Below are 22015 nucleotides of genomic sequence, written 5' to 3'. Positions count from 1 at the left end.
TCCTCAAGTGATTAAATTCGCAAGGGAGATTAGGGTTGAAAAAAGAACGGCTCAGGGAAAATATAATTATTTAAAGATTGGTTTTAATTATTGTAACGCAGCCCTTATTGGGCTAATTTATACTGTTGATTAGGTTGATATAAAATGTTTCTAATTCAGTTAGTTATTAAAATGTTCTGTGACATTAGGTAACTGGTGATTTGGATTTTTTGGAATACTAAAAGCCACAAGCTATGCTTAAGAATTTACCCTCATGCACACCCCTCATACTCATATTGTTTCTTATTGTCTTCGTTTTTGGTTCAGGAACGCTGTCTGCACAGCAGGCTCGTCAGGTGATTACAGTTAATAGTTCTGGCGGAGCAGACTACACTACCATTTCAGCGGCTCTTGCAGTGGCTACTGGTGGCGATGTTATACAGATAGCGCCGGGAGTAGGTTATGACCTGGGAGCGGGAAGTATAGATATCTCGACCATGGCTGCTGCTGGGGATATTACCCTGGTAGGAGTTGGAGGTTTACCGGTAATCAGTAATGGCACCTTCGTTGAGGGTGGATTTACCAATAATCTATCACTTAAGAACCTGGAATTTAACGCAGTCTCTGTTGGGTTGAGCACCACCGGAAATTTATACATTACAGGGTGTACTTTTAGAAATCATACAAGCACAGCCATTAACTATAGTGGAGGTGTAGGTAATTCGATTGTTCTGCTAAACAATACTTTCAACAATATAACTGCGGGTGGGTATGCGGTTACGGTTTCTGCAATCGACGGTTCTTACATACTCCTGGATGGGAACTCAGGATTGGCCAGTTCAAGTTCGGGAGCTTTTATATCTACCACAGGAGCTACCTCTCAAAGTTTCATCACTGCAAAAAATAACACTTGGACGGGGACATCTTCTTCAATCGGTTTTACTTTCGATTCCAGTCATAGCGATGTTATTATTGCCCATGACAACGACATATCTGGAGTTACAAGCAGTGGATATAATGTTAACTTAAATAATTTCAGCGCAACGCTACGAATTACAGGACACAATACAGCTAATTCCTCTGCTATCAATTTGGGTACTACAGGCACTGGTATAAATGTGAACATAGGCGATCCGGCTACTCCTCAAATAGAAATTCGGGATAACGAGATTACCTCTTTGGACGGTATTAATGTGTCTACCGGAATCGCATTTGGAGGGGGAGGTGTGGTTTCTACCATTACAAATAACACAATAACCTCCGCGTCCACTGGTACAGGAATATATGTGCTTATGCAGGGCGCAGGATCTGGTCCTGTACATCATGTTACCGTCTCTAGTAATACAGGTACGGGATCTCCTGATCGGGGTGTGAGATTAAGTTTGCAAGACAATGCGACGATTAATGCTACGGTCAATAATAATAATTGGGTTGCTGGCGGTATTGCTACTTACGTACTTGAGAGTGTCATAACTGTGGCCACAGTTGATTTTTCACCAAACGGTGCGGCTAATTTTGGCGCTTATATTACAGCTCAGAATGGAGCCGGAGATACCGGTTCAGACGCAAGTGCGGCTTTAGGTACAACTAATTTTTCCGGCCCAACAATTACAACTATAGGAGCAGCCACCCTGCCCACAGCTGCCGACGATGGACTCTCCGTTTCACCGGGAAATCACTCGGCAGCCTTCAGCAATTTCACGGGAGCCGCCGGTAATGACAATGATGGAGATGCAGGAACAGCAGTATCCATTATTTCGACGGAAGCAATAGGTACTTATGGCGGATCAGTAAGTTTTTCCAGTCTTGCCACCGGCACAGGTACGTATACACCAGGTATCAATGTAGCTTCACAAACGGACAATATTTATATGCTCGTTCAGGACAATACGGAATTTGGACTCGACTATTCTTTGTTCGCACCTAATGTAGATGCTATAGAAGCCAACGGGCTGAACTTTCTAAGTGGGGGTTCTGATTATATTGATATGCCTACTCCTGCAGGTCTACCCATAGGTGCAGCTGTTAGGACGGTTCAAATGGCTTTCAAAAGAAATTCCACAGGAGCCGGGAGCCATACCTTGTTTTCTTATGGAGACAACAGTGTAAATGGACTCTTTTCAGTTTATGTTGATGCAGGGGACAATTTGTTTTTTGATTATAATGGAACTGATTTTAACTTATTAGAGCAAATCGACGATACCAATTGGCACCATATTGCCTTGGTATACAATGGATCGGTAGTTACTTTTTTTGTTGATGGACGTGCGGCAGGAAATCCGTCTCTGACCATTGCATTAACTACTGTCGGCTCCAATGTACAGATTGGACGAAATATTGATGGTGCAACCAACTATGCTGACATTGAAGTGGATGAGTTTGCCATTTTTAACGCAATAAGAACTCAGGCAAATATCGAAACTGACGTTTTAGGTGGTGCACCTATCGGGGACGCTTCTCTTGTGGCTTACTACAATTTCAATCAGGGTGGAGTGACCTTGGACAATACAGAATTTAGTGTGGTTTATGACCAACAGTTCAATAGCGATGGAGACATCACATCTTTGAACAGAACTGGAGCAGTATCCAACTTTGTAACTTCTCCGATGCCCTCCGATATTGTAGCACCTGATTTCACAGTTTCAACTTCCAGTTCGATTACCTCTTTCGGTTTTGACATCAATACAAATTTAGACGAATTTGGAACGACTTACTATGTGGTCGTGGCTGATGGAGCCGGCCAACCAAGTTCCGCTGAGGTACTTGCCGGTACAGGTGCAGGAGGTTCCGGTGAGCTGGCATCAGGAACAATAGACAATACTGCAGGAGCTAACTCTGCAACCATTACCGGACTGGCTGGAAGTACGGCTTACGATGTTTACCTGGTGGCGCAAGATGTATCTGGAAATTCTCAGCGCAATGCTGACACACAATTGGATGTAACTACAACTGCAGCTACTGCTTTAGCATCGGGAGACATTACCTTCACCATGATCAATTCGGATGCTCCCCAGGCATTTGCTTTTATGCTGTTGCAACCTATTGTTGCAGGCACTCAGATTTATTTTACGGATGAAGGTTTTGATAATGCAGATAGTCCCAGCACATTGGAGGGAATTATCAGTTTTGTAGCAGACCAGTCACATGCAGCGGGTGATCAGATTATAGTTGATCCGACTGGATTAACGGCGACAGACGAATCTAATTCGGCCACAGGAGTAGTATCTAATCCAAATGCAGGATTTTCTCTAAGTCAACAAGATCAGATTATTGCCTTTCAAGGCACGCTTGATGGAGTCGGAGCAATACTTGCAATTAATAATTTCCTTGGCGCAATAAATACAAATGTCAACGGTTGGGTAACAACAACCTCAGGTGTAAATGATAGTGCGCTTCCATCTACGCTGACAAACGGAACCACCGCGACCTCCCTATATGATGGAGGATCAGCAGTTGACAACGCGGTTTATAATTTTTCAGAAACTACTGGCTATTTGCCTAATTTACAGGCCTATATTAATAAGGTAGCAAACTGGTCATCGAGAAACACCACGCCTTATGATTTTAACGACGTCACTGCCTATGGTGGTAATACAGCTCCTACAGCTACAGGTCTAGTAGGCTTTACGGGACAAAACACCCTGAGGGTACTTGAAGCCGATGTCTTTGGGTTTAATGACCCTGATGCAGTAGATGCACAATTGGCTTCTATTACGCTTACAAGTTTAGGAACCATCAACACCGCAGCTGAGCTATTTTATGATGTCAATGGAAATTTAACTAATGATGCAGAAGATGTTGCCGGAAGTGAAACGTTCACCTATGCTCAATTGCAAAACGATGAATTGGTACTTCTTATTACGGGAGCTACCGGTATTACTGGTACCTTCGACTATACAGTTAGCGATGGGGGACTTTCTTCCTCCCCGAGCACAACCTTTACCGGTACTATTGTAGACAATAGTTTGCATTTTGACGCTGCAGGTAACGATGACTACATCAGTGTGCCATACAGTACTTCTATGAACGCCTTTGATATGACCGTCGAAGGTTGGTTCTATTTTGATAATATATCCGGAGCCAGGTATTTAGTTGGCCGATCAGGAGGCTCGGCACAAAATGGAGATTATCGCTTAACACTTCAAGCCGGTGTGCCAAGGTTCTCCGTTTATGGTACAGTATGGACCGACGTAGATGCGACCACAACCTTGGCAGTGTCGAATTGGAATCATATTGTAGGAGTGAAAGAAGGTACAGATCTCAAAATCTACGTCAATGGTATTTTAGAAAATACAGTCACAGGAGAAGCTATCTCTGCCTCTTCTACAAACGCATTATATCTGGGCGCAGAGAGTGTGAGCCCACCGACACTTACTGACCTTTTTCTTGGTCAGATGGATGAGGTACGTCTTTGGAATAATGCTAGATCAGCGAAAGACATAAGAGCCAATGCGGCTGGAAGCTCGGCATTGAGTATTGTAGATGCGAGCCTGATAGCCTATTACACCTTTGATCACGGTGATGCTGGAAATGCCAATAACTCACCCGGCAATGAAGAAAACAGGTTAGAAGACTTTTCCTTGAATCAGAACGATGGAGACTTATCTTATTCTCCCGGATTCTTATTGAGTGGAGCCATCTCCAACTGGCTCACATCGACCTTATCAACTCATGTATCGACACTTACACCTGAAATAAATGTTCTGGTCGATGATGTCGACTATGCGGATGGAGCCGGAGCCTATGATTTTGGCACGGTAGCCACAGGTGGTCCATTCCAGGACGTTACTATTACCATAGAAAATGTGAGTTTGTCGCCAACGGATTTGACCGGCTTGGTGCCTGCAAGTGTTGCAGTCAGTAATGGAACAGATTATGCTATACAAACTGCCCCTACGCTCACCACACTAAGTGCAGGTGAGTCAGATGAATTTGTGGTGAGGTTTTCACCAAGTACTACGGGTGCCCTCAATAGTACGCTGAACAATACTTTGGTGTCTTCAGATTCGGATGAAAATCCTTACAATATTAGTTTTACTGGTACAGGAAGTGGTACAGTTTCAGAGATTGATGTACAAGGATTGGCCGTATCCATTCCGAGTGGTGCTGATTTTCTGGATGCCAATACGGCAGACGATACCGATTTTGGAAGTCTGGGGTACTCCGATGCTGGTTCTATAAGTAAGACTTTTGATATTATAAGCCAAACGGCTACGAATTTGGATGTAACAAACATCCAGATCAGTGGCTCTCCAAACTTTACACTGGATTTAGCGGGCTGGACATTTCCGGGTAGCAATATTGTATCTACCAATCAAACCTTTGGAGTAAACTATTTCTCTCCTAGCTCAGAAGCCATCGATGAGTCGGCAACTGTAACGATCAGCAACAACGATCCGAACGAAGGAACTTACACTTTTGTGGTGAAGGCCAGTGCTGCCGACCACTCTTTACATTTTGCTCAAACAGCTGGTAATAGGACTACTACTGATTTTGTGACGAGTCCCATTTCGGCAACCCTGGCGGTTAGCAACAATGCTACCGTTGAAGGATGGATCAAGACCACCTCGTCTGAGGATGATGAAGTCTTTACGCTCGAAGGTAACAATGGAGAATATATGCGAATACGTATCAATCAGGTAGCCGGATTTGCTAGCGCTGACATTTTCTTAGGGGCAAATGAAAATCTTCAAGGGTCACAGGTAAATGTGACAGACGGTCAGTGGCACCATGTGGCTTTAGTTGCCGATGGTACAGACGCCAGGTTTTATGTAGATGGAAATTTAGAAGCATCTGTGACCGGTGCGGCTGCGCCTATAGATTTTACCTCGGGGGGTACTACAGGACAGGTTGTAATGGGTAGAAATACGAACTCTAACGGATTTGAATATGAAGGAGAGATAGATGAGTTGAGAGTGTGGAATACCTCAAGAACAATAAGTCAAATTCGTGAAAATGCTTACAATATAGGTTTGTCGGATGCAAGCATACTTACCTATTATGATTTTAACCTTGGAGAAGCGGATGGAAATAATGTAGGGCTGGTAAGCCTCACAGATTTGTCCGGAAATGGCCTTAACGGAATACTGTCCAATTTTGCTTCAACAGGTTCTACTGGTAATTTTCTGGGATCAGCTGTGACAGACGCAGATGCAGTTCCTCCAGCGTTTGTTTCTGGCTACCCTATTGCATCAAACAATGGACCTTCAGGATTCGAAATAGAAGTACAATTAACCGAGCCAGGTACTTATTACTATACGGTTAATGCAAATGGTGTGGTTCCTGCAGATCAGTTAGCAATTGTCAACGGGGACGATTCGCAATCCGGTCAACATGGAAGTATAATAGCATCTTCAGCAAATACTACTTTCTCAGCTTTCATCTCCGGATTGAGTATTTCTACGACATATGACGTTTTCTTATTCGCAGAAGACGCAAATGGAAATACACAGGTTGAAATTACTGAAATTGCTGATGTCACGACCACTGCCGCTAATAATGCACCTGTAATTTCAGCATTAGATGCCACAGCGGCGAGCACCTTTGTAGAGGACGGCGCTGCAATCATCATAGACACCGATGTGACTTTCTCCGATACAGAATTTGATGGAACCAACTATGATGGATCATTCATAGCCATTCTAAGAGATGGAGGTTCAGGAAATTCGGATGATGTATTTGGATTTAGTGCTTTCTCTACTTATACGTTGGTAAGTGACCAGATTCTAAATGGAGGAACACCTATTGCTGATTTTAATACTTCTACGCCTGGAGAATTATATATTGATTTTAACCAGGGGCAAAGTGTTACCCAGGCTGATGTAAATGGTGTCTTGCAACATGTGACCTACTCTAACAGTAACAATAATCCACCGGCAAGTGTGCTCATTGATTATACCCCTCACGATGGGGTTTCTCCGGGTACTGAAGTAAGCATCACAATTAATATCACACCGACCAATGATGCGCCAAGTATGACGGTTTCATCTCCGGTAGCTTTCACGGAGGACGCTGGTGCCATCATTTTGGATGGAACCATGAGTTTTAGCGATGCAGAATTGAGCGTTGGTGGAGACTTTGACGGATCTACTCTTACTATTGTAAGAAATGGTGGATTTAATGCCAACGATGAATTTAGTTTTACAGGGGATGCCAGCTATGATTTAAGCGGTGGTTTTATTAGAGACATTTCAGGTCCACCGACAAACATTGCCACCTGGACTCATGTCGCAGCTTCAGGTACTTTGACTATCAATTTTGATCAGGGTGCAGGTGTAACCAATACGCAGTTGAATGATGTACTTAGACTTATTGAGTACAACAATGCGAACAATACACCACCGGCGGCTATTACGTTAGACGTGACACCAAATGACGGAACAGGTTCTGGTTCTGCTGCGGCAATTACAGTCAGCATTACTCCGGCCAACGATGCGCCGAGTATTGCCGTTACTTCGCCCGGTGCTTTCACTGAAGGTGCAGGAGCAGTGATTTTAGATGGTACAATGACCTTCAATGATCCGGAACTAATTGTAGCAGATGACTTCGAAGGTGCTACACTCACTATTGTAAGAAACGGAGGGTTCAATGCCAACGATGAATTCAGTTTTACAGGAGATGCCAGTTATGATTTAAGTGGAGGGTTTATTAGGGATATTTCCGGAGGACCTTTTAATGTGGCGACATGGACTCATGTGGCCGCTTCTGGTACCTTGACCATTGCTTTCGATCAATCAGCTAACCCAACCGGTGCTGAAACCAACGCTATTCTTCAACTAATAGAATATAATAACCCGAACAGTACACCTCCGGCGAATGTAGTTCTAGATATCACAGGGAATGATGGAGCCGTTAGTGGTTCAGCTACGCAGTTGACAGTAAGCATTACGTCAAGTAATGATATACCCGTTCTTGCAGTTAGTACACCAGTGGCCTTTACTGAAGATGTGGGGGCTGTCATCTTGGATGGTACCATGACTTTTACAGATGCAGAACTAGGAGCGGCTACAGACTTTGATGGAGCTACACTCACTATAGCCAGAAATGGAGGAGCAAATGCTAATGATGTATTTACGTTCAATCCTGCAGGAGGATTTACTTTACCTGTGAATGATCTTTTAAGAGGTGGCGCAACACCTGTCGGTAGTTTTATCGATGACGGAAGCGGAACCTTGACGATTAATTTCAACCAACCAGCCACTAATGTGAGCCAGGCTGAAATAAATACGATTTTACAAAACATTGAATATAACAATACGAACAATACGCCACCTGCCAATATTACACTCGACCTTACACCGAATGATGGTACGGATCCTGGTGTGGTACAACAAATTGTAGTGAATATCACGGCTGCGAATGACGTGCCATCGTTGACCAACTTGGGACCGAACGGAGACAGCCCATTCCTTGAGGGAGGAAGTGCTGTGATTATTGATAGCGATGTAGCATTTTCTGATCCGGAACTAGCAACGGCACCAGATTACGACGGTGCAGTGATTACTATAGCAAGAAATGGAGGATTCAATTCAGAAGATGTCTTTGGGTACAATGATGGAGGTGGTTACTCACTTGTAGGTGGATTTATTACCAATGGCGGTAACTTGGCGACTTTCGATCTTACCACTAATCCAGGGCAATTGGTCATTGACTTTGATCAAGCCGCAGGAGTTACGCTAACGGATGTTAACACGATTCTGCAGAATGTGACTTATTCAAATTCAATTGGCACCCCTCCAGCCAACGTGACTATAGACTTCACGCCAAATGATGGAACCGGAAGTGGTACACCTGTGAGTACAATCATTGATATCTACAATAATGATTCGGACATTGTAGCAACATCAACATTGTCTGCAACCCTTGATTATTTTAACCATACAGGCGTTACGGTCAGCGTTGCGAATGGATTGAAAGTCGGAGAATTGAGCATTAGAGATGGAGGAGGTACAGATACTGATGGTGTAGGCACGACATTAGATGCCATAACGCTTCAATTTTCTAGTACGTACGGTTTAATCCAGGAAGTACAATTGTTTGATCAAGGGTTCACAACGGCTGTTACCGGTGCTGTTGAAACAGCACTTGTGGATGACGCAGATGGTGACTCCGATTTAAATGAAGCTGTATTTACCGGTTTATCTGGGCTAACGGCCGCTGATAATGGAACAGCCATATTTAGCGTCGTGGTGACGTTCAACACTGCTTCAGGTATCAATGATAACGTAGATCAAATTGATTTTACAGTGACCTCTGCAACTGCGAATGCAAGTGGTTCGCAATTCAATGCTGCTGATGCCGGAGCGGCATCTCCCGCACTTACTACAGAAAACACCATAATAGTGAATGCAACCGACATTGAATTTACGGACTTCGCCGGTGGCAATGATGATCTGGTTTTGGATGAAACCAACGAAATTGGCATTGCGCTTAATATCCCATTTTCAGTAACAGTAGCAGCCGTCGATGCCAATGGTAATGTGGATGTAGATTACACAGCCAATGTGGCTGTGATAGCACCTACGCCGGATGCTACATTTACCGGAACCAATATAAATGGCGCTGCACTTGTATCAGGTGCACATACCTGGAGTGATCTCTTATTTACTACGGTAAGAACAGGCGTTACATTCACTGTTCAAGAGGATGTCAATTCCTATACCGACACTCCGGTCTTTACTTTTGATGTATCAGACGCGTTATCAGATATTACAGAAGATTTGGCCTTTGTATACCCACTGAATATAGACTATACTGCTTACTCCGGAAATATTACCTCACAGGCTGCAGCAGTTCAAATAGCGCAATTTATTGTTGCCGATGGAGGTTTTGGTCTAGGTCCTGATACAGATAGTAACGGCACCAGATTAGATGCTAATGGTTGTGGAGGCGGAAATAGCAGTACGGTTTGCCCGAATACTGCTGATGGATTCAAGATTCAGGTCGTTTCGGGTTTAGGAAATATTGATAAAATTGCTCTGTACACGTTGGACGCCACATTGGAAATAGGAGCCAACGTGGAAGTTGGGGAATATGCCTCTACCGACAATAGCGGAACAGGTATATTTACGTTTAACCTGGATGATGACAATCCTAATTGGCCTAATAATGATGACTACACAGTAGCTGATGGCTCAACAGCCAGATTAGGCGTTTATGTCACGTTTAAGCAAGGTGCCGGAGATATCACCGACAATGAAGAAATAAAAATAGAAGTAATAGATGCCCATTTCGACACTAACTTCTCAGCTTTGGCTAATTCTAATGGAGCCCCAGCTGCTACTCCCGGGGATGCTCCTGACACGAATCCGTTGATAGCTGGAGGGAACTTAATGGAAGTAATAGGAGATCGATTGATCTTCAGCGCGAATAACCCAACTTCCGCAACTTTTGAAAGAGGAAGTCAAGACTTGAATTTTACCGTGCAAGCCCAAGATGCAATTGGCAACGTTGACTTGGATGAAACTTCTGAGCTATTACTTTCAAGTACGGGTGGAGCTATTTTTGAAATTGATGGTACCATTACTACAACCTTCAATCTGGTGGCTGGTGAAGCTACTCCGGTCGTTTATGGTATGTCCGAGGAAGATGCTACTACCATTACTGTAGCCGATAATGATGGAACTACAGGTAGTCAGGGAACTGCAACAACACTTTCTACCCCGGCGACCTCCACGGTTGCCAGTAGTGTAAACATTCATGATACTACAGCACCATTTGTTGCTACGCCTGCTACAGATGTCGAACCAGATGACGATGCCCTCATGGATCCAATTACGAATGTTCTTACTATGCAATTCAATGAAGAAGTGGCTGGAGTGGCAACGAAGAATATTACACTTTTGAGTCTTGCACCTTCTGTGCATGTGATTTCAATCGGCGCAGATGATCCGGGAGTTGTCAGTGATGCCGATGGTTTGGTGACCATTACGTTGCCTGAAAGTCCGAAAGGAAGTCGGGCCTATTCGGTGACTGTGGATGATGGTGCTTTTGACGACTCACCAAACAATAACCCGGCTGTAAACGGAGGAGAATTTACCTATACTTCAGACTACCAAGGTACTACAGAATGGAACTTCACGACACCTGTAGATGCTACACCACCTACTGTGAGTATTACGAGAAACGCGATCGTCAATGGGGATATTGATGTTGCAACAAGCGATAACAGTGTGTCATTTGACATTGCATTTAATGAAGAAATTACTCCAGCTACCTTTGATGAATCTGACATTCTGGTTACGACTTCAAGCGATTTGGACATTGGTGGAGATCAAACGAATCAGACCGCAAATCTTTTTGGAGTTAACGATATTATATTAACCCCTGACGGAGATAATATTAATTGGACGCTGACCATAACGGCGATTAACGCACCAACTCCATTAAGCACAATCGGTATAAGCATTATCACTGCTTCTGGTAGAATGGAAGATGAAACGGGTAATGCTGCCGGAGGTCCTGGCTTTACACCAGTTGTTTCCAGTAATTTCATTTTTGACCAAACGGCTCCGGTTCATACTGTAGATATCCTCCGGACGGCCAGTAGCTCGCCTGCCTTAACCGGTGTGATTGATGACCTGACGGCAACGTTGTCGTTGTCAGTAGATGGTAATAATTATCCGGTAACCAATCCAGGAACAGGTGTATGGACTTTACCGGCCGCAACTATTGCACCGGCATTAAGTGCCGGTACGTTCAATGTGATCGTGACTGCCACGGACGATGCGGGTAATGTATCTTTAGATGGAACAAGCAATGAATTAACAGTTGATTTGACCAAGCCAACAATTGTGGCGGCTTATCTTTTCGATCATGACAATAGCGGAGATATAGACGAAGTAACCATAGAGTTTAGCGAAGATGTTCAGGATGCATCAGTAGAATTGACGGACTGGACCGTTGGAGCGGCTACACCAGATGCCGTAGTATCGTTCGGTTCTATCAACGGATTCAATTCCGAGGATTTAGGTATGGCTGATGACCAATTCGTAACTTTCGACGTATCTTCTTCAAATTTGGGCACCGGAATAGTACCTGTTATTTATACGAAGAGTACGAATGCACCTCTGGATATTGCAGATATCGCGGGTAATGAAAATGATTCTGATGCATTGATTGCTGAGGTTGATTTAGCTGTTCCTGTGTTGAATTTTGCCAGACAATTTGATACTGATGGCGATGGCAATATCGACGAGATTGTTATCGAAATGAATGAAGAGGTGGATGAAAATACAGCCGTCATTGGAAACTTTGCCCTCGGCAATAATTTTAAGGGAGATGGTTCTTCCGTGACAGGAATTTTGCTTAGCAATGTGGCCAATAATGCACTGGATGTTAGCGAAACAGATCAATATATAACACTTGGTGTTTCAGTCGTTGGAACAGCAGAAGTGACCGTAAACTATACGGCAGGTGCTTTGACCGATGCTTCGGGCAATCTGGCAGCTACAACGGCAATTACCACAGATGACCAGGCCACTCCCGTCTTTGTGTCGGCCACTTATTACGATACGGGTGGTACACCGGACGGCAACATTGACGAAGTTCTTGTTGAAATGAGTGAACCGATTACGGATATCGTTCCTGGAGCAGAAGGGGATTTTTCAGTTGCCGGTGCTACATTGGCTGTTGCGGCACCTATTGATAATGGTGTAGACGCAGGCACCATTGATGATCAGTATTTTACTTTCGACGTATCTGGAGCAGGTGCAAATGGTACTGCAGCACTTGTGCTGGCATATAATCCTGCAGGAAGTGCAGATGCAGACTTGGTTGATAAGGGAGGCAATACATTGGCTGCTTTGGTGAATGCAACTGTCAATGCCCTGGATGCTGCGGTTCCTTTGGTGACAGATGTGACTTCTTCTGCTGCCGATGGTTCCTACCGTCAAGGCGATCTAATAGAAATACAAATAACATTTACAGAAAGTGTTGCGGTCACTGGTGGACAGCCACAACTGACGTTAGAAACCGGAACGCCAGATAGGGATGCACTTTATACTTCTGGCACAGGAACGGCCACCCTAACGCTTGGTTATTCCGTCCAGTCAGGAGATGACAGCGGAGACTTGGACTATGTAGGTACGGGATCATTCACGGCAGGCACAATAGTTGATGCGTCAGTCGCTGCTAACGTTGCCGTTCGAACGCTAGTTGCACCAGCTGCATCAGGATCCTTAGGTTTTAACAAGGACATTGAGATTGACAACACTGCCCCAACTGTTGATGCAATTTCATTAAATACAGTTACAAATGGTGACGATGCAAGTAAAACCACGAATGACAATACGGTTAGTTTCAATGTTGATTTCGCAGATGATGTTGACCCTGCCACCATCTCATTTAATGACTTTACTGTAATTGTCACTGGAGACATTACATTTGATGCTTTGGATGCAGCCGATTTGGTAGTTGCCAATGCACTCACTGCAGAATACACCGTAAGTGTTACCAATGTTGCCAATGACGGAACAATCAAGTTGAGAGTAAGTACAGATGTACAAGATCTTGCTGGAAACTTTATTGCGACACCTATAACATCTGTTGGTGCCTTCAATATTGACAATACACCACCGCAGGTAACTTTTACTAACCCGAATTCGGACCCAACAAATTCAGATCCGTTTAATTTAACGGTGAATTTCGATCAAAGTATTTCAGGATTGTTACACACTGAATTTAATGTAACAAACGGTGCAACTACCGGTATTACAGGTACAGATCCAGGTGCAGGTCCTTTTACTTTAGCTATTAACCCAACTGACAATCAAACTGCAAATGTGGTTGTAAGTCTAGCAGCAAATGCTGTGCAGGATTTGGCAGGCAATAATAACGCGCTTTCAGCTGATTTTAATGCTGCATTTGATGACCAAGCGCCAACCATTACCGCGTCTACGGTAGTAGAAGGTCGAGACCTTACGCTCACAACACAAATCAATGAAACTGGTACAGTCTATTGGGGTGTTTATGCCGATGGTGCGACCCCTACAGCTGCAGACGTTGCTGCTGGAACGGGAGCAATCTCTTCAGGCAGTGTAATACACAATTTGGCCGCAAATGATATTAACACAGATATTTTATTAAATGCTGATAATACTGACTTTGACCTATTTCTGGTTTCTGAGGACGATTTGACCCCAGCTAATCAAGAAGCTACTGCTACATTGATTAACGTACGATCGGGAGGTGTTGTGATTACTGCACCTGTATTGACCAACATTTGCCTCGAAGGAGCCCTACTTGTTCTTGGAGATATAGTAATAGCAGAAGACATCATTACTGACTTTAGAAGTTCTGGTAGCCCTAGGACCCTGAAATTAGAACTTCCGACAGGATTTGAATTCAATACAAGTGCTGCCGGCGACGGTGTGAGCAGATTGGCTGGAGGAGATATTTTATCCGCTGGCCTCTCATTGGCCTATCCATCTTCGAATGCTGTTCAGATCACCTATAGCGTGCCGACTCAAAACAGCAGTACACCTGACCAATTGACTATTACAGGACTTGAGATTATGGCCGTTGGAGCAACTGATTACACGGGTGTGACAATCTCCAGAACCGGAGGTTCAGGGGATATTTATTTGGCGAGTGAAGGTGATGCAAGAACTTTTGCCACCCTGACTAGTATACCTCCCTATAGCGCACCTGCTATTGAAACTTCTGCTCCTGGAACACCATTGAATCCATATATTCTGGAGACCGGAACCAACGAAGCCTTGGGAAATACAAATGGAGATGCGATAACTGCCTATGTTTCTTCAGCACTGACTGCAGCTACAAGCCCTATAACCATTGCAGATGACAATACATTTGATGTGACTATCTATAGCGACGAAACGCTAATGACTGTGGTATATTCAGGAACTGGAGCGATGAGCTATTCTCCAACACTTGATGCTGGAGGTGCTAATGATTTGGGCATTACGAATACGAGTATTGGAATTACTAATTTCTGGATTACCGTCACAGATGGGCTCAGCTGTGAAAGTGAAGCTACGAAATACTCAATTGCCGTAATTCACGGAGCAAATAGTGAAGGAGAAACGGTGTTCACTGTAGATAATAGTGATGGAACAACTCTGGCACTGTCCTTACCAGCGGGATATAATGGCAGCTACAATGGCAATGGTTTGACAGATTTCGACGATGCTGACAATTCGGGTGCCTACATAACCGGGAATGCTTATACGGCACGGTTTGTTCCAAGTGCGGCTGGTGATGCAGGAAGCCCACACACAATAGAGTACATTTTAGAATCACAAACGGATGGAGTTCAAGCTAGATATACTACCGTTTTTACCGTGAACACAACACAAACGGTACTTACCTCAGGTCAGACAAAAACGTTCTGTTATCTCAACGTGAATAATGCTCTGGCTATTGAAAATCCTGATCCAACTGATTTTGACCCTTTAACGGACAATGGAACACCAGATTTTTACGATATCGAAGTATACCGAAGGGATGACCTACTTACTGATGTGAGTGGTACCGTTCTAACCAAGCCAGCGATTGTAAGTGGAGACCCTACCTCAACGGCTGGATGGACTTTTAATCCGACCCTGTTGCCTATAATGAGTGACGGTGATACATTGATATTCAGAATGATAGTTCAAAACGAAACGACGCTGGGTACTTCAACCTATGCGACGGAACAAGTGATCGTGTATTCTTTGCCAGTTGTAACCAATTTTGATAATGGTGATGGCGATGGCACATTCGATCGATTCTATTGCGAAAATGATGGAACTTTCAATCTAAGTGTGGATGTATCTTCTGATGTTGGAAGCGCTAGCGGAACCATTACTACCGGATATACATTGACATATATGGGCGCGGATAATGCGATTGGAGGAACAGGTTTAAATGCGGATGTCATTTATGACCTGACTACAGCAGGAGTAACCCCACACAATAATTTTGACCCAGCAGATCCAAACAGAGAAAATGCTGACCCTGCTACGCAGATCGGAACTTACAGGATTTCTTATACCACGCCAACTTTGCCATCGGTAGCAGTAGGTTGTCAGACAACAGTTGAGACAGATATTGCGGTATTGGCTCAACCGGCAATTCCTACTTTAAGCAATGATTTCACCAATCATGGTGGACTTGTAGGTCCTGATTATATAGTAGAATATACCGAAGGAACCAATGTGGTACCGGACCCGGCGGCGGTAACAGGAGCCAATTCGGCTTCGGAAAGATTCAATTGGTACAATGATGTTACACTGCTTAGTTCGCTGTCATTGAATACCACTACCTTGGATTTGGATGTGTCAAATGCGATTCCAAATACAAATGGTGCATTAACTAAGGATATTTATCTAACCACGGATCATTTTTACGATTCGTTGAGTTTGGCAGAAACTTTCCTCGGTTGTACTTCACCGATCAGAAAACTTTCTGTTCAGGTTCATGAAGTTCCGGATGAGGTGATTGTAGACGTTGGTGCATCTACAGCGGCTTTTGACTATGTGGCCGGTAATGAGTATATCTATGAATACTGTGTAGCTGATGCGAGTACAGTGGCTACTATGGATCCGATTACTCTCATCAACTTTTTGGACAATGATGAGGCCACGGAATCTTACTATGTAATATATGATCAGAGCCTGATTAGGTATGATTCGGTTACAAGTCTCACAATTGCTGATGTCACATTAGATCCAATAACAGACTTTCCAACTGTTGATTTCCCGGGATGGGAAGGAAAGGGTGGACAGAGTTTGACATTCTTTGTTTCACAACGTGATCACAACAATAACTACCCGACCGATATTGCAGCTGAATATGAAGGTGCTGAAAGTTCATTACAGAGAATAACCATCGAAGTAAATATCATTCCTGATGTTCCCGATGCCACCCAATTTACAGGAGGTGGTGCGAACTATGAACTGTGTTCTGGAGAAACTCTACAGAATATTGTGTTAACCAATGATTCAGACCCAAGGTTCGAATGGTTTAGAGAAGATAGTGGTAGCCCTGGAACGCCTGATTTGGTCACGGATGGAGCTGACGGGTTTGCGGTTTCTGGATTCAACGGGCGCTTTGCTGCACAGGCGGATTTAGCTGGATTTAGTAATATAAATCTGGACGGTGCCAATACACCGGTGGTTTATAACTACTATGTGAGACAGTATACAGGATACAATGATTTCACCTCCTATTCAGGTTGTGTAAGTGGATTTACTGAAATTACTATTACAGTTTACCCGGATCCACCAGCTCCAATATTTGATATTGCTGGGGACCCAACTTCACTTGAAATTAATGTTTGTGAAGGGGATCTTGGAAGTGTCTCATTCACAATGAAGACAACTGCTTTTGTAGATGCCACAACAACCTACAACTGGTACCCATCTACAGACGGAACTACATTAGCTAGCCCAACTCCGCAATTTACCGGAGCCACTGCAACTGGCTTAGATTTAGCAATTAGTACAGCGACACAAGCTGGTGGTATTAAGTATTTCTTAATATCGCAGGAGAATAACTCCGGAGCGTGTGAAACTGAGCTGGCATCGATGGCTGTATTGAGAATTAATGTATATGACATCCCGTCTGCTCCAGGTATTGTGGATCCAGATGAATACTATTGTGAGGCTGGAGGTGCTGTAATGGCTAATCAAACAGTAACAGGAGAAGGTGGTGCAGTTTTCACCTGGTATACTGACGATAATAAGGATTTGGTTGGAGAAACGGTAATCCACACAGGGGCCACTGCAACTGAGACTAATTTAGAAATGGATATAGCAACTCCTGGCGATTCGATTTTTTATATTTCTCAAAACCAAACAGATGCTGTAGTTGGATTAGGACTGGATGGACTAGCTGCTTTTACAGGATGTACAAGTCCGCAGCTCAGAGTTACCGTTCATAAATTAACCCAGTATACTGCTCCAGTCGTTGCGGATGCAAGCATTTGTGATGGAGATGCGATACCATTATTTAATGCAACAGGGACAGAAACAGGTGCTACAATTTCATGGTACGACAATGTGCCAACCCTCTTACATGATGATAATTTGTCAACCACATTTAATCCCACTACGGGCAATAATGACACCAATTTCAACTTACAAGGTGCTATTGATGCTTTTGATGGAACCTATACTTTTAGGGTTAGACAGACCACGGATATAAACATTGACGGCCTTGGATTTGCCGGTTGTGAGAGTGGTGAAAATACGTTTAATTTCACTATTCATACAATTCCGACAGCTCCTGATATTACTGGTAACAAGGGTACTTTGAACGAGCACGAATACTGTTCGGTGGACGCAATAACAACGTTGAGTGTAGATAACCCGAATGCGACACTTACCTATCAGTGGTTTTATTCGAATACACTATTAACTGGTGTCAGGTTATCCGACGACGATGTTTCAATATTAGCGGTATTGCACCCAAGTTTGCCTGCCGCAGTTGCTACTGACGATAATTTGGATATCGATTATTTTGTAACGTCTACCGATGTCAATGGATGTAGAAGTGATAGAAGAAGTGGAGATTTCCAAACTGTAAACCTTCAAGTACATCCACTACCTGAGATCGAAATTGTCGATGCCGGCGATGTGAGTTTGACCGACGAATTTTGCTATAGTGAAAATGCAGCGGATGATCCGATATTCCAAGCCAATGTGACTGCTGACGTGGCGGCTGCTTCTGGGGCATGGAGCATAAATTCTACGGGAAGTATTTATAATGATGATCCCACTAATGTCACATTAGACTTAGATGGCTCTTATAGTAACACAAGTATCGGTAGAGGAGATACAGATGGAGGACTAGCTGAGGTGTTCCAATTGACTTATACCTATACTGATGGTAATGGATGTACTTCTTCTGCTGTGTTAGGAGATGGAGCCGTTGAACAATTAACGATTAACCCTCTTCCATACTTGTCTATTTTTGATAATAACGAGGGTGTTACATTCTCAGGCACACCTAGGTATTGTGCAGGCGATTATAACCTTACCGATGTAACAAATGACACCCGAGACAATATTATGAATGTGTTAGGTGAGTTTGGTAGCAATTTCTCAGGATCAGGAACCTTTAGTTTGACAGGAGAAAATAATTCACAAGTACCTTTGGTTACGACAGCGAATTCCGCGAGTTTCTCACTGAGCGTGCTTGGGGACTCCATTGAACTCGCTACAGTAAGATCTTTTGATTTGATATTCGCTGCAACTGGAAGCAAAGGTTGTACAAATGATGTCACTCAAGTAATAGAGGTTAAAGCCAGACCAGAAGTGACTTACAATAAGATTTCAGGAGGATGCGAAAACCCTGCTGTTGCATTTGAGCCACTAACCATATTCGAAGCGACTGGCGGAGTTAGTGGTCGAAATCTTCCATATTCAATTGCAAGTCTCAATCTGACTTGGGAATATTACAGGACTAATCAGGACGGAAGTGCCAATACCGATGATGTATATCCAACAGATTTGGATGACGATTTTGTTGCGGATAATGATTGGATTGTAAATACTACGGGTGGGCTTTATGTAATAGATGCAGATGGTGATGTACGTGATTTTGGTGATACCAATATTTCAGAAACCTTCTTGATTGATGATGCCAATGCTGAAGGTCAGACTTTTGCGGCAAGAGTCGTTGCTTATACTGATGATGCGGATCAATGTATGAATGATTTTGCAAATCAGCAATTTGCCACTCAACAGGTAGATATTGAAATTTCCCCGAACCCAACTTTCAGGTGGGATGGAGTTTCATTAGGAGAACCTACTACCTTTTATCTCAGAGAGACGCGGCTTGCAGCCAACAAAATTGACAGGGTATATTTGTTCTGGGATCGAGATGTTGATTTTCAGGATATTATAGATTACTCAGAAATTGCAAACGATTCACTGGCAAAAACTGTGAACAATACTGTGGCAATTCCAACCATCGATTTGGCTGGCGAAGCAAATGACGTGTTTGTTTATGAGACTGATCCAGCTAATCCAGATCCAGATCAGAATCCATTTACTGTAGCTAAGCAGTACAACGTTACAGTTGCTTTTAGAACAAGTAATGACTGTGTAACTACATTGACTAAAGCTGTAAATATTGTTCCAAGTATTGACGTGGCAGGCGACTATGGAGGTACCTATCACCAAACGTTTGGACCTACAGGAGACGGTACCGGGGCATTTGATTTGATTACTAGCGGATGGTTTCCTGAGAACTTAAGAGATGATGTGTTAAGCATCGCGGATTCTGCAGAAAGTATTCGGCCATATAGTTGGACCTATGGTGATCTAAACAATGGTTCTGGTAATGGCCTTATTAGTGATTCGATGTACCCTCAAGTAGAAGGTTCAGATGGATTTGCCTGGCATACAGCTGCTTTGGATGAAACCGGTGCTACGAATACCTATAATTACTTGTCAAGCGAGGATTCATGGATTTATAGTCCAGCCTTTGATATAACGGGTATGTCGAGACCGATGGTGAAGTTTACCATGATTTATAACTTTAGTGCAGGGAATGAAGGTACCGTGTTACAACATTCTACAGATGGGGGTGTTACATGGACTCCGTTAGGTAGTTATGAAACTAATACAGGGATTTCTACAGGGCTAGACTGGTTCGATTTTGACAATGTTCAGGCAGACCCCGGCCAGCAAACTACTAAGTTTGGATCTTTGACGGCCTTAGGATGGGCTGGCGGTACGGATGATGGTAAAACTGTGCAATGGATAAGTGCAAGACATAGTTTGAATGATATTAGGACATATCTTGAAAACGACTTAGGACTTACGGACGAGGCAGAAATAACAAGTAGATTGAGTAATGTGAGGTTTAGATTTGCAATTGCAGCTACAAACCTTGATGACAATGACAACTACTTTGGATTTGCTTTAGATGATTTCACCATTCAGGATAGAACCAAGAATGTAATGATAGAGCAATTTGTAAGCGCATCTGATGCTGAAGGTGCAGCTGAGGTCAATGATCCGACAATTGCTTTGAAAACTTCTATTGATAATTTATTGCCACCGGTATCTGTTACGGCTAGAGATGAAGTGACCTTGGCCTATCATATGGATTTTGGATTTGAAGATCCTTTTAATGCCGTTAATCCGGCAGGACCAAGCGCAAGATCTATCTATTACAACGTTGATCAGGTTACTTCGATCTTGGATGGTCAACTTGGAGGTACAAGTTCATCTGCAAAGTCAGGCGATTTGACATGGGGACTTACGGATTTAAGCTTAAGCTCACTGAAAGACCCTGGGTTTATAATTGATCTAACGCCAGATCCAAGCGCTACGGACACGGAGGTGAAGGGAACAGTGAGATTTACAGCTCAACAGGCATATCCGTCAGGTACGGAATTGAGAGCATATGTTGCTATTTTGGAAGATACAGTCATCCAGGCAGTAGGCGGTATTCAGGGTTTTGGTAATGTTATGAGAGCTCTACTGCCTTCCGGGTCTGGTGAGTATGTAAAACTGACTGAGGAATTACCTGCGCTGGATCCTTTGTTATTCGATGATGGAAGTGGTGGTACAACAGATCAGCTTACAATATCCTGGAACCTGGCAAACATTGGAGATGTCACAAACTTATCTGCCATTGTATTTATTCAAAACAGCCAAACGAAGGAGATTTATCAATCTGTAAAAATTCCTAATGCTAATGACTTCGTGGCATCAAAAAGCGCTTCGATTATTACGGATGTCGAAGATGGTTTGATAATGGCTAAGGATTTTAATATGTATCCAAATCCGACTGATCATGAGGTTTTCATCTTGTTTGATCATCGCATTCAGGAGGACTTGCAGTGGTCAATATTTGATCAGACCGGTAGAGTATTCGATCAGGGTGAAATTCATTTGGGTAAGGAAGGGTTTAGTTTACAAACTGACAAGTTTCCAAGTGGATTATACTACATGTCAATCAGAGGAGAGAAGTCAGAATTCGACTTTAAGAAATTGATGGTTACGCACTGATAGCTATATATACTGAAAAAAGGCCCCTCTTGATGTCATCAAGAGGGGCCTTTTTTTATGTCAGATGC

1 protein-coding gene is annotated in these 22015 nt (G+C 43.4%); it reads left to right on the top strand.

The features are described 5' to 3' along the window. Positions 1 to 233 precede the first annotated feature (233 nt). Positions 234 to 21947, top strand: a complete 21714-nt coding sequence (locus tag ABJD64_RS07065; protein WP_348179969.1) for a LamG-like jellyroll fold domain-containing protein — start codon at positions 234 to 236, stop codon at positions 21945 to 21947. Positions 21948 to 22015: the final 68 nt, after the last annotated feature.

The organism is Reichenbachiella sp. (genome assembly GCF_039944555.1).
Taxonomy (GTDB): Bacteria; Bacteroidota; Bacteroidia; order Cytophagales; family Cyclobacteriaceae; genus Reichenbachiella.
Note: the sequence above shows the minus strand (reverse complement) of the source record. Positions and strands in the feature narration are given on the sequence as shown.